The organism is Nocardia sp. NBC_00508 (genome assembly GCF_036346875.1).
Lineage (GTDB): Bacteria > Actinomycetota > Actinomycetes > Mycobacteriales > Mycobacteriaceae > Nocardia.
Genome location: NZ_CP107852.1, coordinates 2,317,680 through 2,340,491 on the forward strand (window position 1 = coordinate 2,317,680; position 22,812 = coordinate 2,340,491).

1 protein-coding gene (cut by a window edge) is annotated in these 22,812 nt (G+C 67.3%); it reads left to right on the forward strand.

Annotated features, from left to right (window positions below):
* On the forward strand, positions 1-22,812 hold the 5' portion of the coding sequence (locus OHA40_RS10495; protein ID WP_330232862.1) for an MFS transporter. The gene runs 14,283 nt beyond the window's last position; only the first 22,812 of its 37,095 coding nucleotides appear in the window; it begins with the start codon at positions 1-3; its stop codon lies beyond the right edge, outside the window.

The following is a 22,812-nucleotide window of genomic DNA, read 5'->3' on the forward strand; positions in this document are numbered from 1 at the left end:
ATGACGCTGGGTTTGCCGGACTGGCTCCCCCCGGCCGTAGTGATGTGTGTCGCCGGGCACTTCCCTCTGGGCGACGAGGACGCGGAACGACGCGCCGCCGATGCCTGGTCGGATATGGCCGAATGGTGTCGTGAGCAGGCTGAATATCACGAGGCCAAGGCAAAGCCGCCCGAGGGCTCACACGGCGACACCGTCGCCGCGATCGCCGACAAGCACCGGCGCACGGCCGATCGCTTCCGAAAGCAGGCCACCAACTGCGACAGCCTCGCCAGGCAGCTCTACGAGAGCGCCAACGCCACCGAGCTGCAGAAGATGGTCATCATCAGCATGGCCGTGATCCTGGCCATCCAGCTGGCCCGGTGCGCACTGATGTTCGTGGCCGGTGGTCCGATCCAGGCCGCCATAGCACAGATGGCGACCCGAACCGCGGCGCAGCGCGCGTGGATGAGATTCGTGGCATTCCTTTCCGGACGCGGTGCGGAACTGGCCGCGGAACGCGGCTCGATGGTGCTGCTGCGCAACGGAGTCGTGATCGGGGTAGCACTGGGCGGCGGCACGCAAGCCGGCGCCCAGGCGATTCAGGTTGCCAATGGCGACCGCGAACAGATGGATTGGAAGTCGGTCGGCGTGGCAACGGCCGCCGGCGGTGTCGGTGGCTTCCTCGGCATGCTATTCGGACTCTGGGCCGGGCCGAAGGTCGCCACCATCGGCGCAAACGCCAACAGCACCGCGGGACGGGTGGCCCTGCAGCTCGCCGGCACCACCATGGTCGGCGCCGGAGCCGGAGCCGTCGGCGCTCTCGGCGGCACCGCCGTCTCGCTTGTGCTGTCGGATCAGCCGTTCGGCCGCAAGGCCTTCACTGAGGGCCTGATCCCCGGTATCGGTAGCGGATTCATCGGCGCAGCAGCCTTTGCGGCACAGGGGATGCGCAGCCGGGCACCACTTCCCGACACGACTGCCGACCCCGCTGCCTCACCGGATGTCACCACGGCCGAAGCGTCGCCTGGTGCGCTCGTCGACGCACTGCGCTCGCATGGCATCCTCACCGCTGACTTCGATCCGAACAACCCCTCCCCCACCCATCAGCAACAGCAGATCGACAATCTTGTGGCGCTGCTGCGCCAAACGGGGGCTACCGCGGACGGGCCGGCCCGTCCTGCGCTCCCATTGAACAGTGCCGATTGGCAGCCCTCGAATCTGCCGAATGCATTGCCCGACAACCTCAACCCGGTCAAGTCCGTCAAGCCCCCCTCGGACGCGGATGCCACACCTGCGGATCCGGCCCCTGCAAGGACAACGCCGGACTCCGACGCAGGCATTCAACCACCTGATGTGTCGCCGTCGAAGGAGTACAAGTCGCGGCCGGAGCAACCGTTCTCCGTGCCGAACAACAGCATGGACTGGGAACCCACAGGCGTGCCCGGCGTGCTGGTCGACAACGTCAATCCTGTCAAGAACGTCACCTTCCCGGCCGCCGCCATCGCTACCACCGTCAACCCGGTCGGCGTGCCGAGCATCGGGACGGATCCGGCGCCTGCGGAGGCGCCGGGGTCACGGAATGCTCCTGCCGCACAACCGGATTCCGAGGTCGATGGCGCCGCTAAGGCTCCTGCCGACGGTGAACTGCCACCGGCACCGCACGACTCGGATAACAGCGCCGCCGAGAACGCGGGCACGGCACGGCAGACCACCGAGCATGATCACCGTGTAGCCGGCCCCGACGACTCCGCGCGGCCGCACCCCGCGGATACCGGCGAAGGCAGCGCTCGACCGGCCGAGGCCACACCCGGGTCGGCTCACGGCGACCGGCATCGGGTTGGCTCCGAAAATACCTCGCCGCCGGCACCGCATTCCACGCCGGAGCACGCCGCGGTGCCGGACAACGCCGGCGCCGCGGCCCGGCCACACCCCAGCGGCCGGGACACGGCGGGCGAGGGGCCGGCCGGGCGAGGCCGCGCGGTCGCGGATGCCCGCAGCGACGATCCGGCAGCCGGGCCGTCGGCACCGGTTCGGCATCGAGGTGTCGCAGCGGACGAGGAATCCGGTCCGCAACCCGTCACGACCGACCCGCACGACGCATTGGCGCAACAGGGTCCGATCGCGTCGGCGACCGAGGGCCAAGGGGCACAACGTGTTCCTGACGCAGCCGCCCATCCCGAACCGGCCGTGTCCGAACTGGTACCGGCGGCGGCGCACAAGGATTCGGCCGACGGCGTCCTGTCATCGGACCACGACGTGTCCCCGAGAATGACGGTCATCACCGACCCGGCGCCCCCTCCACAACGCGGCGATTCCGGTCCGCGCGCCCCCGGCGGGGACAGGCTCGTCGACGCGGCCGGGCAGCAGCGGCAGACCGCGCAGCCGACGGGCGGCCCAGCGCGACCGGCCGCTGGCGTCCAGCCCGGCACACCCGCTGCCGGTGGTCCGCCCGCTGCTGCCGGAGGCAATCGGCCGCCACGTGTGTCGGCCCCGAAGAATGCTGCTGCAGAGCGCCCTCCGGCCGTCGAACCGGTCGAAGGAGCACGCGGGCATGCCGAGGACGGCTCGGCACTACCTGGATCGACGACGGCTCACGCCACCGAGAATGGCAACCGGAACACGCCGCCTCCGGCCGGCAAACCGGAATCGGAGCACGGCCGCACGGCCGACGGCGGGACGAATGAGCAACAGGCCAAAGCTCATTCCGACGACGCTGAGGAAGCGTCGCGGCCGAAACCCGACGAGTCCGACACCAGAGGAGACGATGCCACCGGCGGCCGTGCCGGCGACGATGGTGCGAGCGAGCAACAAGCGAAGACGAAATCCGATACCCCCGACGACGCGGACGCACCAAAACCCAATTCCGAACCCGAACACCCTCGCGCACAGGATGACTCGGATGCGCCGCCCGCCGCTCGCGATGAAGACCCCGCCGCGGACGCACGTGCGAAGGCGAGAGCCGAAGTAGAGCAGCGTATTGCGGCAGAGCGGCAGCAGAACGAGCTGGTGCGCGAACACCACCGGCAGCGTGTCGAAGCGGCGGCCGAGCGCGAGCAGGCCGCACATGCCGAGCTGAAGCGGCAGGAGAAGGCCGTACGAGTGGCGGAGGAGCATGAGCGGGCCACCCGCCTCGGCCTCGGCGACAAGATGCGCGATCTCTTCGGGCCGGGCACGGCGGAGGATCGAGTGGCCGTCGAAGCCGCGCGGGCGGCTCAGGAACAGCTCCGGCAAGCTCGGACGAAGTTGGCCGAGTGCCAGGATGCGTATGACGCGGCGGTGGCCCAGCACGACGCAGCGGCGCAGGCGAGAGCCCGTGACCTGGTGGAAATCTCGGACAACGCGGGCGTTTCGCTGATGAACGACTACGAGGCTGGGGTGCTCACCGATCGCGGCGCCGTGTTCGACGTCGTTGCCCAGGAGCGAGTACGCGCGGCCCTGGATGCCGGTCGCGCCATCGGGGCGTTGCGAGAGCCGGGCAGCACGGCCGACGGTTCGAGCCCGATGGCGAACGCATCACCGGAGTCGTTGGTCGACACGATGGTGCGGGGATCCAGGGAGGATCGCGTCGCGGCGATGACGGAATGGATTCGCCGGGGTGACGACCGGCATCGGCTGGTGCGGGAGACGCAGGCCGCTGCGTTCCTGCTGCTGGAGCACGGTCCGGTCGATATGAAGACCGGCGAGGGCAAAACCATCGTCATGGTGATGAAGAAGGTGGCCGATGCCATCGATCACGGCACCGCACATGCATGGACCAGCAGTGATCTGCTCGCCGGTGAGCTGGCCGGTGAGTTCGAGGCGTTCGTGGCGCGGCCGGAGTCGGATACGGGGATCGATGTGGTCCGGATGGATCAGGACGGCCCGCTGCCGGATCCGGTGCCCGGCCGTAGCCGGATCATCGTGGGCACGAAGGAGGACTACCTGTTCCGCGCGTTGAAGACCGCGGATTCGATGATGAACGAGCTCGCAGCCAGTGGCATGTCGCACCAGGAGGTGACGGCACTGCGGGACTTCCTCAACACGAAACCGTCGATCGATCTGATCAAAGAAAGGCTGGATACCGCGGCATCCGACCATGGCCTGGACATCCGGTACGACCCGTTCCCGGCGGGCAAGCTCACCATCGACGAATTCGACACCATCTTCGACGGCAATTCCGAATGTGTGCTTTCCCCCGGGGCGGCGGAGGAAGCCACACCCGAGGTGGTCGCCAAACTGCAGGGGATCTGGGATCGATTGGCTATTGCGGAACGTGAGCACGGTCTGACGGCTGCTGATTTCAACAGACCTGAGAACACGCGGGGAATGTGGGCAGCGGAGACGACCCTGGGAGCTGTCGCCAAGCTCGAAAAGGTGGCGGGTGAACCTGTCACCGTCTCGGAGCTGAAGCTCTACGCCGATGCCGCCAACGCACGCTGGGGCCTCGAGAAGGGCACGCACTACGTCACGAGGGCGGACGAGGGCGAGGGCGCGAAGATCGGTATCCTCGCTCACGAAACCAACGACAAGGCGATGTGGGACAGGACGAAATCGACCGAAGTGCGCTGGCAGGACGTCGGTCAGTTCGTGGATCTCAAGGAAGGCCTGCCGGTCCGGGCGAATCAGGAGCATTCGTTGCGGATGTCGGACCAGCAATTGATCGGCAGCGCAATGCTGTTCGAGCCGTCCGGTTTGTCGGGGACGTTGAAGGGTGTCGAGGGCATCACCTATGACCTGTACGGCGTGGGGCCGGTGCCGGAACTGCCGACATTCTATACATCGCAACGGATCGTGGAACCACCGAAATTCTACGAAAATACCCATGCGAAACTCACGCAGCTTGCTCGCGACATCCTGACGGATGCGAGGGTTGTCGACGGGGAACAAACGGGTCGGGCGCAGTGGATCGTGTGTATGGACAACGGCGAAATCCGGGGCGACCAGCAAGCCGGACGGATCGGATTGGTCGACCTGCTCCGCACAATGGCGAAGGAAGAACACGGCCCGGAATTCGAGCTGAAGTTCGAGGTGGTCGATGCGGAGTTCTACGCCGAGCACGGCGGTAGCAATGCCGACGCCGAGGCCCTCGTCCGGCAGAAGATCGAGGAATTCGGGGACAAGGGCACCATCTATATCACCAACAAGGACGGCGGCCGCGGCGCCGACCCGACACCGTCGAAGGATGTGATCGAGCTCGGCGGTGTCGACGTCAAGGTCAGCGGCGGGCCGTCGTACTCCGAGCGGGTCAACGATCAGGTCGATGGTCGCGGCGCCCGCGGCGGATCCGGCGACGACCGCGAGCACGGTGGCACCCCGGGCTCGGCGGTGCATTACGTCTCCCCCGAGGACTTTCTGGGCCGCGTCACCGACCACGGCGTCACGCAACAGATCGTCCAGTACAAGGAAGCCGTCGAGGCGCACCGAGCCGCCCAGGAACAGCACGAAGCCCGCAACACCGAGGCCACCCGCATCGAACTCAACAAGGCCGAAACGGCGCTGCGAAACGCTGAGTCCGACCTGTGGAAGCACGCCGTCCCGGCGATGAAGGACGCCGTCGAGACGAATCAGCTGGCCTCCAAGTACGCGAGCGCCAACCGAGCCAACGCCCCGCCCACCGACGCACATGGCACTGCGACCCAGCAACCCCAGCATCCCCCTCCCCAGACCGCAGGTACGGCGGCTCCGCATGCGACCGGTCCACATGCGACCCCGCACACACAGCACGCCCCTGCCGCCACCCACAACGGCACCCCCGTCCCGACCGCCGCCGGCCTCGCTGCCGGGGCCACATCCACCCTGGCTTCCGGTAACCCACCGGTCGCGCCCAACCTGCGTGACGAGCACGGCGACAGCACCCTCCACCACCTCCTGCGGCTGCTGGACGCACCCGGCGGACAGGCGGCCGCACCGCTGCTGCCGGTGGCGCAGGCCATCCGCGACGCAGCATTCGATCAGGTCGAGTCGCAAGGGATCCCCATCGGGACCGACGTCGCCGACCACTTGCGCGAGACCGCACGAAATCTGCTGGACACCAGCCTGAATCAACTCGATCCGGCGCAGCGTCAATTCGTCACCGATGCCGGGACGGCGTTGCAGCAAGGACGTCGGCTCGAAGACGCGCAAACCGCAGCCGTCGCCCAATTGGTTGCGCAGGTGCCGACCGCCCAGCCCCTCCTCGCGGCCGCTCCGGATACCACCGTCCCGTTCGACCAGTTGCCCGCCGGCGACCGCACCGAGATACTGCAACGGGCGCAGCAGGGAGACCGGTCCGCCGCGCAGACATTGGACCGCCATTTCGGCCCCGCCACCGCCCAGGCCATGTGTACCGTACTCAGCGGGGATGCGGAGCACGGCACCTCACCCACGCGGATCCAGCTCCTGGCGCACGCCGTCGCCCGTGCCACGCTCGGCGCCGCCGAAGCCGGTGGCTGGCAAGTCCCCCCGGGCGTCGACATCGGCGACTGGCTGCTCGGCGAAGCGCAAGACACGTGGCTCGACAGCCTTAATCACCTGAATCCCGCGGTACGTCGACTCGTCAACGAAGCGCTCGATTCCAAATCCCGCAGCAACGACCTCACCGACGCTCAGGTCGCCCTGTTCGGGTGGGTCGCGCAGGAGATCGCAGCACGGGCGGCCGATTCGACGGCCCGGCACCGGAAATCCTCGGCCGAGAACCGCGACCGAGCGAACCCTGCGAGAACAGCCGAGGCCGATCGAAAAACCAAGCAAGCCATCGCCCGGCAGTTGTTCGAGACGTTCGACATCGAGGTGCTCGGACTGGACAAGCCGGAGATCTCCGTCGATACGGCCCTGTCGATCAGGAATGCGATCGTCGATGGTTTCGCCGCGGACCGCTCGATCGACCTCGACGTCATACTCATCGCTCCGATGCGCGGCAATACGGGTGCCTGTATCTGGACTGCCGATGGCGTCGACGAGACCGCCCCGATCTGTATGGTCCTGAACGAGAACCTCTTCGGGGACATGGAGCACTTCCGGGCGACCATGCACGACGCTGTGCAGGCGGGCCGACTGAATGCCCCGACCGGCGATCCTGCGTACGACGCCATCAGCCATGAGATGGCTCACCTGCGGGACCAAAACGCCCGGAAGGGCCTCTATGACAAACGGCCGATGGACCATGCGCGAATCGGACCTATCCAGGAAGAGAGCTCCAAGGACTCGAAAGAGGCACGGGCCTTCGGTTTCCTGTACACGCATTTCGCTGAACTGAAAAGATTCGGTTCGCTACCGCCCGAAACCGAATTCGATGATTGGCTGGGGCAGCTCGATGCGTACAGCAGCAGCCGGAAGAAACCGCGGGATGAAGAGGAAGACCGCCTGTTCGGGGCCTTCGAATCGTGGTTGAGCCGATTCGAGAGTCGCGCAGACTTCGACGCATGGCTGCGGGAATCCGGAATCTCACGCAGAGACGGCGCCGAGGTTCCGGGTGCGCGGCGCCCGGCCGACCGCGGTCGTGCAGAAGCCGACGACGAACCGGGCTGGGTCGACCTCGAGGCCGTATACAACGCATGGTTGCAGCAGCTCGATGACACCACGAACCAGCGAATACGCAAGGGCGAGGAGCGCATACAGTCTCGCACCGCTCTGGACCCGGATGCGACGAGGCTCGGGCTGGATGCAGAGAAGCTCGAACTGGGCGCACTCAAAGTATTCAACCCAGCGGAGGCGCTGGCCGAGGCGAACAATGCGTTCGGCAGGAGCGCACCGGCGGACCCCACACACCCGGTCTACGCACTGCAGGCATTGCTCCGGGGAGTTCCGTTCGCCCAGGTCCTGAAGGACGCCACACAACGCAACGCCCTGGCAACAGCCAACTACCGCGGGCCGGTCCCGGCCGCCTCCGAGTTCGGCCCGAGCATCGCCGCGCAGGGCCGGGCCGCGTCCCTGGCCGCGAGATGGCGCGCGAAATCCCCCGCCGCCCGCGCCGCCTACGCGGAACAGCAAGTCGCGTACTTGAACCCCGACAGCGGTTTCGTGCTCGACGAGTTGGCCCGGCTCCAGGCGCAGCACCGCGCCACCGTCGCATCGTCCCCGGATCGCACCGCACAGGCTCCCGCGCAGACGCCCGAACCGACAGCGCCCCAAGATAATTCATCAGGAGCGGTGGCAGCCGGACGAGCTGACCACCGGTCGGTGTTCCCGACGGCGTTCTGGCAGCAGCTCGGTGAGCCGCGCGCGCGGGCGGCTGTTCCGGCGCCGATCCACCTCGATGATCCCGACGATGCGCAGCCGGGCTCGACGCAACCCGGCCCGGACTTGCCGACTCCTCGCTCAGCTCCGGCGTCGAGGCGTGCTTCTTTCGACAGCTTCCGGCAGCAGATCTTGGCGATCTACGTCGCTGGTCCATCGAGCGAACGGAATAATGCGGTAGCCCGCGCGCTGGCCGATGCCGCCCCCGAGGATCTGCAGCGCGCTCTCCGCGAGGCCGGGCTCGACCGGAACCAGCAGCGAGTACTCCGCCAGTTCTGGCCAGGCCAATCGGACCGGACGGCCGAAGCAGTGCTACCGGCTCCCGGCGAGGACATGGACCCTCTACTGTGGGCTCCGATTCGCAAATTCGCCTCGGCAGTCGCTCGGGTCCGGGCGGCCGGGGAATCTCCCGCAGGGGTGGCTCCGGAATCGGATCGAACCGAATCCGACGATCCGATCCCGGACAGAGGCGGACTGACCCCCCGGGAGCTCGAGGTGCTGCGCCTGAGTGCACGCGGACTGTCGTACCGCGAAATCGGCCCCGTGATGGGGATTTCGCACAAAACTGTCCAGAGTTACGCCCGGCATGCTTGCGCCAAACTCCACTGCCCGAGTTTGATTCCCGCGGTCCTCGCGGCAGATCGAGAGGCATGGCTGGACGAACCATCCGGCCCGCACGTCGACGTCGAATTCTCCCCGGACGAGGTCGCCATCCTCCAGCTGGCGGCGAACGGCCTGGACAATCGTGACATCGCTACCGAGCTGGAGACGACTCGGTATCGAGTGCGGACATTCATGGCCGCGCTTGCCGGCCGGTTGGGCGTCGAGGGCAGGCTGCCCGGTCTGCTGGCGGCACAGCGGCAGGGGGCGTTCCAGCCCGGCGATCCCCACTCCGCGGCAACGCGGAACCACGTCGATCTGTCTCCCCGCGAACGCGAGGTTCTCGACCTGGTGGCGGACGATCTCACGGATCAGGCGATCGGTGACCGGCTGGGAGTTACGGCATCGACGGCACGGGGCTATCGGATCCACATCCAGGCCAAGCTGGGCACCTCGGATCACGAGGAACTCGCGGCCCGGGCGCGCAGCCTCCGGTCGCCGGCCGCAGCGGCGCAGACTGTCGAGCTGAGCGAAGCCGAGGCGCTCCTCCTGCACCTGGTCACGAAGGGAGTGCCGTACGAGGCCCTCGCAACAGCGCTCGGTTTGCCGATCAGTGGGTTGGACCCCGTGCTGGCACAGCTGGCCGATAAGATCGGCACGCGCGGCCGGATTCGGGTGTCGGCGGAGCGACCGGAACCGACATCGCAGCTCGAGCGGCTCGAGTCGCTTGCCGAGTCGCTGCCGGGCACGAGCCGTGATCCGGCAGCGGTGTCCTGGGCCACGGTGCGCGCCTTCCGATCTCGGATCGCCACCCACTCGTCCGAACTGACCGCGCGTGAACCCGAGGTGCTGCGGCTGGCCGCACAAGGCTTGTCACTCAAAGCGATCGCTCGCACGTTGGGCGGATCGCACGCCACCGTGATCAACGAACTCGACAGCATCGCGGTGAAGCTCGGAACCCCTGATCGGGCCGTGCTACTGATGGCGGCGCAGCGGGCATGGTCGGCCGACCACCCGGAACCGATACCCGAACCAACGGTCGACGTCAGTCTGACACCGCAGGAAACCGAGGTCCTGCGCCTGGTGGCCCGGCGGTTCACGAACCCGGCCATTGCGGCAGAGCTGGGCATCTCGGTGCCGTTGGTGAAGCACATCCGGATCGGCCTTCGTACCAAACTCGGTATCAACGACACCGCCGGGCTGGTCGCCTGGGCACTGCACAGCGGTATCGCCGTCGACGATCCCGCGGACGCCCCGGACCCGGAGTTGCAGGCGCGCGTCACGGACGCGCTGCGGCGGGCAACGGCGACGGATACCGACAACGGCCGAGACGAGTCGACACCCGACTCCCACGAGGCCTCGCCCATCCCCGCCGACATCGACGGATCCGGCGAGGCACAATCGGCCCAGCCCGCCGAAGCGGCCTCGGACCCGGCCCAGACCGCGCTGGCCGAGCACCTCGGGCTGCCACCGGGTGCGGTGACGCGGGGAGCTGTACGCCTGGCCCTCGCCCTCGTCGCGGAACAGACACACGCCATGCCCACCGCCGTGACCGGCATCGACGGTCAGGCGCTGAGTCGGTGGATCCGGTCCCAGCTCGAACTGCATGCGGATCAGGAAGCGGCCACTCGCGAGGGCGCGCTTGCCGAGCTGGAGCGGCGCGACGGCGAAGAATCCGGTCTCCGGGATGCGGCCGACCCTGAGGCTGATCCGTTGGACCAGAACGGTTTCGACAACCGGCGCCGGGCCCTCGACCAAGAATTGCGGGCACTGCTGGGGTTGCAAGACCTGAGCCCACCCCAGCCGATGACAACGGGCGAGGTGCTGGCCGAGCTGTACTGGATCACAAGCCTGACGGACTCGCCGGAACTGGAACACCTTGTCGCCGCGAGTGAGACCTTCCTGTGTGCACCTCTCGAACCGTCGGCGGCAGTCCCGCTGGACACGGTCCGGATTCACACGCTGCGCAACCAGCTGGCGCAGCAGGTGGGCGTCGCCGCCGACGAGCTGACCCGCACGCACGCCGAAGCGCTGGCCGCCGACGAGACCGTTGCGCCACAGACGCGCCGTTTGGCGGAGCTCTACCTCACCCTCCGCCCGAGCCAAGCCGCGCAGAAACCGACACGAGCCGATATCGCCCGGCTGGCAGGTGTGGGCGAGTCATACGTCCACAGTGTTTTCAACGGACGGTTCGGCGCGAAGAAGCCGTGGCACGGCGAGACCACGCAGCGCGTACTGGCCGCGGCCCACCGGTTGGGTGTACCGCCGGGCCGCGCGGACATCGCAGCCCTCACCGATCCGAACTTCGTGACGCGTCGCGTTCGTCCGGCGCGCCGGATCGGCAACGAGTTCGTCCCGGCGCATATCAAACCGCAGCCGCCTCGCGACAAGTTGGCCGAGGCAGCGGGCGCGGCCAAGGCCACGGTCCGTGATGCGGTGAAAGGGTCGGGCACGAGCGAGAACATGCGGCTGGTACGCGGGGCGGCCGACGAGGTCGGGTTCTGGTATCACCCGGACGGGCCGATGGGAACGGTCGACGCGGTCGCATTGTCGGAGGGGGAGTTCTACGTCATGTGCCTGGTTGCCGACGGCATCGCAGAGGATTCCCTCGCGGCCGCCCTCGCAATGACGCCGGATCAATCGAACCGGCTGCTCGCTCGGCTGGCCGAGAAGGTGGGTTTCGAGGGGCAGGTTCTCATGCCCTCGTCATCTCCGGAGCCACCCGGCCTGTCGCCTCAGCAGGTACAGACCCTGCGACTGGTGGTGGCGGACTTGCCGAATACCCCCATCGCCGGCACGGTCCCCACGGACACCGTTCAGGCATTCCGTTCCACACTCGCGGAGCGGCACCCCACCGTGCCCACGCGCCGGGAAAGGGAAGTACTCGCGCTGCTCGCCGAGGGCCTGACGGCCGGACAGATCGCGGCCAGGCTGGGGTTGTCCCGCAACACGGTGAACGGGTACATCGCGCGCGCGGAAATCAAGCTACACACCGACGGGCTGCATCCCACCGTGCAGGCGGCACAACAGCACCGATTCGTCGGAGACGCCGATACCGGCAACGAACAGCAATCTACCAGCGACCGTGAGGCGACATCCGGCACCCGGATCGATCCTGTCGCGATCGATCTCGACGATCCCGATGAGTCGGACACTCCCGGCACCGCCGGACCCGCCGATGCCAACCTCGGCGATCTGCGAAACCAGCACGGCGAGGCCGTATTCCGGTACTTGCTGCGCGCACTGGGTGTATCCGCGGCACCCGGCGGGCAGGTGCCTGCGTCGCAAGTACGGCTGGTACAAGAGGTCAACGGCGAAGTGTTCCAGTATGCCGAAGCACAAGGCCGGCAGGTCCCCGAGGGAACGAGTATCCGGGAATGGCTGCAGGATCTTGCGCAGGATGTGCTGGCGCGCAAGCTGTTACAGCGCATCCGCGACGGGGTACTCGCCGAGGTGCGAGCCGATGAGGCGACCGAACCCGTTATCCGCCGAATCGCTGCGGCGCCTCCTGACCGGCTCCAGCGGGCCTTGGATGGGCTCGCCCCGAACCAAAGAGCTTGGCTACACCGCAGATTCGGAATGGGGTTGAGTCGTGCAGAGGCCGCATCCATACGGCCGTTCAAGAGCTACGGGTCGAAATTGTTGGTCGACTTGGACCACGCCACGATCCGGCGACTGGCAGTGTCGGTCGGCGACGACAGTGAGGAGCAAGCGCAACAAGGCGCGCCCTCCGAGCTCCCGTCGACCAGCGACGACAGCGCGACCGGCGACGTCCGCGGTACTCCGCAGGCATCGACAGAAAGGCCGCGATCGGAAACGCCGCCCCGAGGCAAATGGCGTTCCCGCGTCGAACAGTTGGTGGCTGTGCTCGCCGACGCCCAGCGCGACAACCTGAATGCCTTCGAAGCGGGCCTCGAGGTTCTCGAGCCTGCCGAGCTGGCGTTCGTCCGGCTGCGGGTGCAGGAGGGCCTGACCCTCGAAGAGTCCGCAGCGGCACTGAACAAGACAACCGCCAGAACGAGGTCCATGCAGTCCCGAGCCACGCGCCTCCTGGCGCTCAAACTCTTCGGGCACCTCCCAGCGGCCGGAGAACGACTGGTGCCCGACGCGCCGGAAGGCGACGAGAAGCGACCGGCATCCGCTCGGCCGCAGGTGCATCGAGGCCGGATCGCGCAGGGTGAGCAGCTGATGCAGGTGCTGCGGATCGTCCGCCGCGACAACCGGGAACTATTCGACGCCTGTGTCCAGGAGCATCTTTCGCCCGCGGAAGGGCGACTCGTCGAACTCCGCATCGGCCAACGGTTGCCGCTGTCCGAGGCTGCGGAATTGATGAGCAATGCCGTCAGCACCGCGAAGAGCCTGCAGACGAAGGCCTTCCACCGCTTGGCGAACGAGTTGTTCGGGCACCGGCCGGTGGCCGGGGAGAGATTGCCGGGCAGCGCTGCGATGCCCGACCCGCACCATAAACCATTCGAAACTGCCGCAGCAAAACAGGCGGCCGACGGCGCGCGATCGGTTTCCGCCGCACTGCAACCACATTCGGAATCGAACCCCGCTGAGACTGTGCTGGCCGATCGGCTCGGTGTGACACCGGACCAGCTGAGCCAGGGATCGGTACGACTGGCTGTCACCCTGCTGGCGGAGCAGATGCAGGTCACGAAGCCCGCAGCGGTGGCCACCGTCGACGGCCACGCCGTCGTGCAGTGGGCCGCGGCCCAACTAGAATTGCATTCGGATCAGGAGGCGACGACCCGTCGCAGTGCCGAGCTCGGAGCATCCGATGACGTCGAGGAGCCGCCGGTCCGAGGCGCGGGTGAGGAACAACCGGATCCGCTGGGCCGGCGGGGTTTCGAAAGGCGGCGCCGGGAGCTCGACCATGACCTGCTGGAACTGCTCGGGTTGCGGGAACTGAACCCGCCCCGTTCGATGACCACCGGCGAGGTACTGGCCGAACTGCATTGGGTTGCGCGCGTGACGCATTCGGCGGAGCTCGAGCATCTCGTGGACGCGATCGAACTCTTCCTGCTCCCGGGGTCCGAGCAGCAGACACTCGTTCCCCTCGACGCCGTGCAGATACACGCATTGCGCAGCCAACTGGCACAGCGGCTGGGGGTCGGACTCGACGAGGTGACACCTGCGTATGCCGAGAACATTGCTGCCGACGACACGATTGCTCCGCTCACTCGCCGTCTGGCCGAGCGCTACCGGACGCTCGACCCTGATGAAGCCGCGAGAAAACCCACCTTATCCGATATAGCCCGGTTGGCAGGTGTGACCGCGGCAACCGTCAGCCGTGCGTTCAACGGACGATCCGATTCGAGAAAACGGTGGCATAGCGAGCCCATGCAACGCATGTTGGTCGCAGCCCAGCACTTGGGCGTGCTCCCCGATCGCGAAGATATCGCAGCGCTGGTCGATCCAACCTATGTCGAGCAGCGTCTCCGCCCCGCGCGGTGGGTCGGGGACGAATTCGTCCCGGCGAGCATCAGGCCGCAACCGCACCTTGACGAGGTGGTCGCGGCCGCGGGCACAGCCCAGGCCGTTGTCCGCGATGCAGAGAAGGGGATCGGGGAACCTGAGGCCATACGCCAGGTATGCCGGGCTGCCGACGAGGTCGGGTACTGGTACCACCAGGACGGACCGTTGGCAGTCGCCGCGACGGCAGCCACAGGGACACCACCGTCGGCAGGGAACAATTCCTTGGGCCGGGCAAGAGTATGGAAATCCGGTCCCGCCACTGCGTGGAAAGATTATTCCGCCGCCGCACTGCCCGAATCTCCGGCACTGAGCACCGCTTCGGATGCGGAACGCAGCGTGAAACAGGCGATTGCGGGAGATCTCTACTCGACCTACGGCATCGAGGTGCTGGGCCTGGAGAAACTCTCCGTCGATATGGCGATGTCGGTTCGGAAAGCAATATTCGACGAGTTGGAGGAAGCCGACGCCATCTGCCCCGACGCGGTGGTGGTCCTGCCTCTGGACAGTGATACGTTCGCTGCCGCTGGGCGGCTTTTCGGTGACGAACCAGAGAACTATGTATTGCTCAATGAAACCTACTTCGGGAATCCGGAGTATATTCGGGAGCTGTTCGAACGAAATTATAGGTCCGGCCGACTCAACGCGCCGACCGGAGACTCTGTCTACGATATTGTCCGGCACGAGCTTGCGCACTTACGGGCGCCGAAAGATAGCCCGCGTGAGGACGGAAACTTCCGGTACGAGCACCTCGCGGAGCGGCGGCGGGCAGGCGCCCTGCCCGGGCATTCCCGCTTCGACTGGAGGCATGACTACACCGACTGGTTGGACGCGAAGGCATTCGGGTTTCTGTATCAGCATTTCATCGAGTTCCGGAGGGCCGGTGCGCTACCGCCGCTGACCCGATTCGACGATTGGTTGGGACAGCTCAATGGCTACAGCCGCGTCAAGCAGACGCGGCGCGACGGAGACCGCCTGTTCGCAGCATTCGACTTCTGGTTGAACGAATTCGAGAGTCGAGCGGCTTTCGATGAATGGCTACGACAGTCCGGACTCTCCCGGAGAGACGATGGCGGGGCTGCCCGCGGGCGGCGGCGGACCCACCACGGTCCATGGGATGCGGAAACCGACGACACGGGCTGGGTCGACCTGAAGTCCGTATACGACGCCTGGCTCAAACAACTCGACAGCGATACCCGCAGCCGGATCGTTGCGGGTGAGGAATACGGACAGAAACGCACCCAGCTGAACCTGGGCACGGTAGACCTCGGCCTGGGCGGGAAATCGGTTTTCGACCCGACGGAAGCCCTGGCCGAGGCCAACAATGCATTCGGCAAGAGCGCGCCGAAGGATTTCACACATCCGGTCTACGTATTGCAGGCACTCCTGCGGGGCATCCCGCTGGCACAAGTATGGCGGGACGTGCAGATTCGCACCGACCGCGCGAACGACCGCGAGCCGGTCCCCGCGGCATCCGGCTTCGACCCGAGCACGTCACCGGACGGCGTGCTGGCGCGGTCGGCGCGGAGATGGCGCGATATGCGTCCCGACGAGCAAAGGGCCCTCGAAGCCGCGGACACGATCGTGGTGGTTACCGGCCGCGACGGCCGGAAGCTCTGCGCATTCGATGAGCTGGCCCGGCTCGTGGAACGTCAACAGGCCGAAAGGTATGGTGCCACCCCTCGCAGCCACGAAACGGCCGCTGTCGAACCACTGCCAGGATTCGCGGAGTGGGAGCAACCGCCCACTGGCGAGCTGGGGCAATGGACTCACCATATTTCCTTCCTGGCCGGGCAGCGGGCCGACCTCCTGAACGACGTCAGACGGCTGCTGGTGCAGACCGACGGCCTGGCCGAGCTCCTCGGCCTCGGCGCCTGGGCCGCAACCGGAGCCGGCCAGGCGTATCTGGACGTGGCCGACCTGTTCACCCGGATTCAAGATGCGCAGTCCCGTCCGGGGATCGACAGCGAGAGGGCGGCCCGGCTGCAGACGTTGCTCGACCATCTCGAGGCGGTCGAGCAACGGTGCGAGAGTCTCGACACCGATTTGATCCTCGCACGCGCACAAGCGGAGCAGCTGGCGGTCCGCGAGGTCGCGGCCGCCCGGGGCGGTCTGCAGTTCGGTCCGCGTGGGCGGATCATCGACGGAGTCCGGCTGGAGGTGTTCGAAGCCCCCTACCAACCCGTCTCCCTGATCGAGGAATTGGGGGATGAACTGCGGCAGCAGGGAATTCCGATGATCACCCGGCAGGTGCGGGTGGACCCGACCGGCAGGATTCTGGTCGAGGAACTCCCGGAAGCGGTACGCGCGGCGACCACGCAGCGCCAGTATCGACTGTGGCAGCTGAGCACCGCCGAACCGGCCGTGGTGCCGCCGGCGGTGCAGCCCGCCTGGGGTGCGCGGATCACCGCCGTACAGGACAAGCTCGCGCGCACGGCCGCAGTCCGGGCGCGACTGTTTCCCACGCCGGTCGACCCGAACCGGATGACGCCGACCGACGAGTCCAGGCAGCGAAAGCTGCTCGCGCGCTTGGAGATGCTCACCGAGGAGCTGCGAACCCTCCGGGTGCAGGCCAGGGCCGACGCGGTCGAGCCCCGCGGTGCCACCGGCGGGCCAGGCGATCGAATCCCATTGCTAGAGTTGCTCGATCGGCGCGATGCCGTGGTGACCGCGCGCGAACGTGCGCGAGCCGCACGAGACCGGTGGCGCGACGAACGCGACCGGCTGGCCGCTCTGATCGACTCCGCCACCGACGAGTCGAAATCGGAAATCCACGCGGCGCACGTTTCCGCCGCGGACGACACCGCGCGATTGACGCGGGAGTTCCACCGGCTGGGCGAGGAATCGGCACGGCTCACCCGGCTCGTCTTCGATGCCGCCAATGCGGATTCACCCACACAGGATCGCCGAGAGCCGGCCCAGGGCCTGCTGCGCGCCGATGCGAAAGCACAGAGTCTGGTAGACGCGGCGCAGACGCCCGACCTGCTGCGGGTACTTCGTGAACTGCTTTTGTCCCGCCTCCGGGAGAAAGCCGGGCAACTGCGGTCACCCGTGACACCCACTCCGGAGCTGCGCGAGACAACCACCGAGTTGGTGGAGGCGTTGGAGGACGTCAACGCCCACCGAGACGCGCTGTCGCCTGATACGGATGCGACGCCGGTCGACACCTCCGGTTTCGGGGCGGTTCAGCCCGATCCGCGCAACGGTGCCGCACCATTTGCCGACTCGAGCAGGCTGCACAGAAGCGCTGCGCGCCCGTCCGACACACCGAACGAGCCACCGAACAACCCGCAGGCATCTTCGACCGACCGCACAGAAGAATCCGCTTCCGGCGCACAGATGCCGGACGCTGATGAAAGCGCGACGGCCGCAACGCATACCCGCGCAGATGTCGCCGCGGCCCTACAGGACAGCCTGCCCGGCGCGGTCCAGCAGGTCCTCGACCAGATCGATGTCGAACTGCGATCCATGACCGACACCGAGCGCCGCGACGCCACCGACCGAGCCGACCTCACCCGGCTCCCCGGCTGGGTGGTCGACCGCCTCGCCCACGAAGCCGAAGCCCAGCAGCTCGCCCGCCAGACAACCACCCCCGACCAGCGTGCCCAATGGCAAAGCCGGGCAGAACGACTCGACCACGCACTCGCTCACATCCTCGGCCTGCCCGAGCCGGGAACCGGATGGACCGACCGCATCAGCAGCGACCCGCTGCACCACCTCCGCGCACTCACGCGCCGCCCGGACGCTCCCGCCGAACTCCGTCACCTGGTCGACACCGCCACCCTATGCCTGAATCTGCAGGACATCGCCGCGGCCGTCGAACCGCTGCACCGGGCGCTGGCCGACTGGCCCATCGCCGAACACACCGACCAGGCCGCCGCCATCGCCTGGGAACTCGCGCTGCAAGCTCGCGCCGACGGCGGCGGGACACCCGACATCTCCGCTGCCATCCACGGACAATCAGGTCAACGCTGGATCGAGATCCACGTCAGCGACAACAGCCGCACCCTGCCGGCGCGGGAGAGCGGCAGCCGCCTCGGGTGGCGCGCCGTCGACCTCCTCGACACGCACACCGAAACCTGGGGATGGGAGCTCCCCCGCAACAGCGGAAAACAAGTCTGGTTCAAGCTTTTCGAAACGCCCGACACCAACGACCCCTCGCAAGCACCACAGGAACTCATCCTCGACCTGCCGATACCGCAGGACTCCCTGCAACATGGCCCGGGCCTCGCGCGGCGAGCAGTACGACAGTGCTTGCGACAGGCCGGCCACCCGGATCCCTACGAGGTGACCGTCCTCGTATCCGACCTCGTACAAAATGTCTACCGCTATGCCGACCAAGGCGACGCCCGGGTGCGAATCCAACTCGACGGAAACACAATTCGCGTTGGGGTCACCGACACCAGCCGCGGCCTGCCCGCACGACAGGAGGCAACCACTCGAGGCACCGTCGACGCCACCGGCTTCACCGACGACCAAGCCGCCGAATGGGCCGAAACCGGAATCGTCGCCGACACCCACGGCTTCTTCCTCGGCATGCTCGAAACAATGGCCTCGGCCTGGGGCGTCACCTTGGAACGCGCCGGCGGCAAAACCATCTGGTTCGAAGAACAGCAATCGACCAGCGACCGTGAGGCGACATCCGGGATCCGCATCGATCCTGTCGCGATCGACCTCGGCGATCCCGACGAGCCCAACACACCCGGTTCGTCCCCTGACCGCCCCACCGAGTCGGCCGATTCGTCGACGAACCCGAACGAACACGATCCGGCCCCACTGCCCACAACTCAGGAACTGGTCGCGGATCCGGGAAAACTGAAGACGTTGCGGCAGGAAGTCGACGCACTGCGGCGGCAACTCCTCGAGCTCAGCAAGGGGCGCGCAGATCTGTCGACCGCGGCAGCGGTCGACAGGTTGCTGGGGGCGCTGCTGCATCTCGAGCGAGAAGGCAAGCTGAACTCCAGCCAGGCGCGCGCACTCCCGCTGGTCGAGGAGTATCGCGAGAAGTCCGGTCTCCTCGACGACGCCGAACGAATCCACGGCCAATATCGGGAGCACAAGGCAAATGCCGCTCGCCGGACGGATCAGCCGGAAAGTGCCAGGCCGACCACCCCCCACGGACCCGACCCCGTTGCAATCGACCTCGACCCCGACGAAAGCTCACCCGCAGACCGTCAGCCCGACAACGCGGAATCCCGTGACATAGAACAGTTGCGGGCGCTGCGTGCGGCGGTCGCTGCGAGACTGGAAGGCGCAGCGGACGTTTCGAACGATCCCGTGCTGAATCGCGCACCCGCTCTGATCGATGAGCTGGTGACCGCGCGGCGGGAGCCGAATATGCAGATTCCCGCGGAACGGCTGCGGCTGTTGGAGCAGTTCGCGCACCAGATGTCGGCGTGGTTGGCCTGCGCGGACGAAGCCGCCGAGGCGAACGCCGCCTACGAGCAGGGCCTGCGCGAAGGGACGTCGGCCGTCCTGCAGGCCCGGCAGGACGCCGCGGAGATTCGGCTCGGCTCGGCTCTCGCCGCCGTCGCGGAGGTCTGGGCGCAGACCCGCCCGCACACCGACACACCGATCCGGACCCGGCCCGCGGATCATCTCCGGCCGGGGGAGACAGAGCGGCTGCGCGACGTGGCCGAAACGATCTTCGCGGAGATGGTGGCTGCGGGGGCAGCTGTCGATTCGGTAAGTACCACCAACCAACAACAGCTTGCCGAGGCCACGCGGCGCTATGACGCGCTGCGGGATATGTCGCAGTGGCTGGAGGAACTGCTGGGGGGTATGGCACGGATAGGCCGGGAGCGCCTCGCGTTCCTGATCGACCATTTCCGCGCGATCTCAGAGCTGTTGGCGGCGACCGAGCTTCGCGACAATGCCGCTGCCGCCCTGGTTGGGGCGACCGATCGAGAACGACGACTCGCGCAAGCCGCCGAGAACTACGGCACGGCCGACCGCGCGGTCCGCAACATCGCGGAGATGCTGGGCGAACCGCAACATCACGTGACGGCCACTCCTCCGGCGGCGCAACCCGGCGCACCCGTCGTCTGGCCCGGTGCGGACGGACAACCCGACTACATCGCACAAACCCAGCCCCGGCAGCACGATCTCGCCGATCCCGCGGCATCCGATCCCAGCGGGTCAGCGTCGCGCGATCGGGCCGCAGAGGACCGCGCAGCGCAGCCCGGATCGGAACACCCACGGCGACACCATGTCGAGGAACCCCGCGGCTCCGATGAAACCGCACCGCGGCGCTATGCCGAAGAGAACCTGACGGTGGAAGATCTGGGTTCCGTTGCGGCAGCGAGCGATCGGGGCCAACACGCGATCAACGAGGATGCCTTCGCCCTGATCAGAATGAATGTCGGTGACGAAGAGGCCACCGCACTCATCGTGAACGACGGTCTCTCCAGGCCGAAGGGCGGTCACCGCGCCTCCGCGGCCGCCAAAGCAGCCGCTCACGATTTCGTGGTGGCGGCGCTGCGGCAGGCCGACCGAGACGGCCGGATCGATCCGGTGGCCGTAGTCGACGGCGCGGTGGCCGCCGCCCAGGAGGCGGTACTCGCCTTGCCGCCGGAGTCGCCCGCGGACAGCCCCCCTGCCACCACGATCGTGGTCGCTTTGATGGTGTCGGGACGGCTCACCGTCGACTGGGTCGGCGACAGCCGGGCGTACTGGATTCCACTGGACGGCGGCCCTCCGATTCAGCTGACCAGGGACGACTCGAAGGTCCAGGACGTTCTGGATATCTTCGACGACACCACTCGTGAGGAAGCCGAACACTCGCCGATCGGCGGCCCGGGTCTCACCCACAACCTGGGCCGGTCTCTGGACGGGCTGAAACCGCGCGAGAAGGCCCGAGACATACGCGGCGAAGGTGTCGTCCTGGTGCTGACGGACGGCGTGTGGGAACCGATCAGCCCGGACGACCCCGAACCCATCGCAGCCATCGTCCGGCGTTCGCTCGCCGAGGCCCCGGGCGATCTCGGCGCCGTCACCCGCGCACTGGTACAGGCCGGCATCGAAGCGGGCACAGCCGACGATGTGACCGCCGCAGCGGCCTTCCTATCGGCCGCGAAGGTCGACACCCCCGCGAATACAGCGACGGACCACGACGGGCCCGCGACCCCGACCAATCGCGGCCCTGACCCCGTCGCGATCGACCTCGATCCGGACGAAGCCGATCCCACGCCGGTCGGGTCACGACCACTGGACACCACCCCACTGCGGGACTCGCCGGATCGCCCTGGAGCACAGCCGAGCCCACAGCACGACGGCACGGCTCAACAGGCGAACACCGCTGGCAGGGTCGGCACCCCCTGGGACAGCGCAGCGCGGCTCCGGCAGGTGCTCGAGCAGCACGTCGCGAACGGACGACCGGAGCTCGCGACCGCCCTGCTCCGGCGACGGTTCGAGGCCGAGATGCCGCGCCTCGCAGAGAATTTCGGCCAGCAAGCAGCGCACCACATCGCCGACGAGGTATGTGCTACGGCGATTGCAGATCTCGGGCAGCTCGGTAACCGAAACATCGAGTTGTGGTTGAACAATATTGCGCGAGGGGTCATCTGGAACCATCACAGAATCGCGGGCCCCTGGCACAGGATCCGGGAGTTCGTTGCCGAATGTGCACAGCTCGAGCAATCCGACCCACTGGTCCGGCTGCTGGCCGAAACCCGAACCACGGATGTGCGCCGGATACTGGAGGCGTTGCCGAGTCACCGGCGTGACCGTTTGATCCGAGCCTTCTGGCCCGCAGGTCCCGGCACATCGCCGACAGCGGCCGACGGCACCGAATCCGATCCTCATGCGCTCTGGGTCGCAGCGCGTCAGTTGGCCACAGCGGTGGCGGCCGCCGCGAACTTCCCTGCCCAGCTACCGGTTCGGGCCGCAAGCAACGCAGCTCGGATCGGCCGACCCAGCAGCCCGTCCACAACGACGTCCTCGCCCTGGCTCACCAGCAGGGAACTCGAGGTGCTCAAACTGATCTACCAGAGTTTGACCTATGAGGAGATCGGGCGGCGGCTGAGCGTCGATCCGAACGCGGTCACGAACTACCTGAGGAGTGCGGCCAAGAAGTTCGGTACCACCGGCGCCATCCAGACGGTCCTGGCGGCCAAGCGGCAGGGATTCGTCCACGACGGGGACCGACCACAGGTCGGTACCGTCCAACTTTCCGGAGCGCAACGAGAACTCCTCCGATTGATGGCCGACGGCCTCACGGATCAGGCCATCGCCGCGCAGCTCGGCGTGGCGACATTCACCGTCAAGCGCCGCCGAGACCGGATCGGTGCCGTACTCGGCGAGACGAAGCGAACTCCCCTGCTGATGAAGGCTGTGCGGCTGGGAGCCTTCGACGAACCGGCGGACGAAGGCACAACACCGAGTGCAGCCCGCAGACCGGACCCCGTCGCCATCGATCTCGGAGACCCCGACGAACCTGCGCCCGTCACACCCCAACCGTCGCGCGCCGCTGGACCGGCGGAGCAATCAGCGCAGGGCACCGCGACGCCCGGCGCCACCCCGTGGGCTCGACCCGCACAGAGCGAGACACCGCCGGGAACCGCAGCG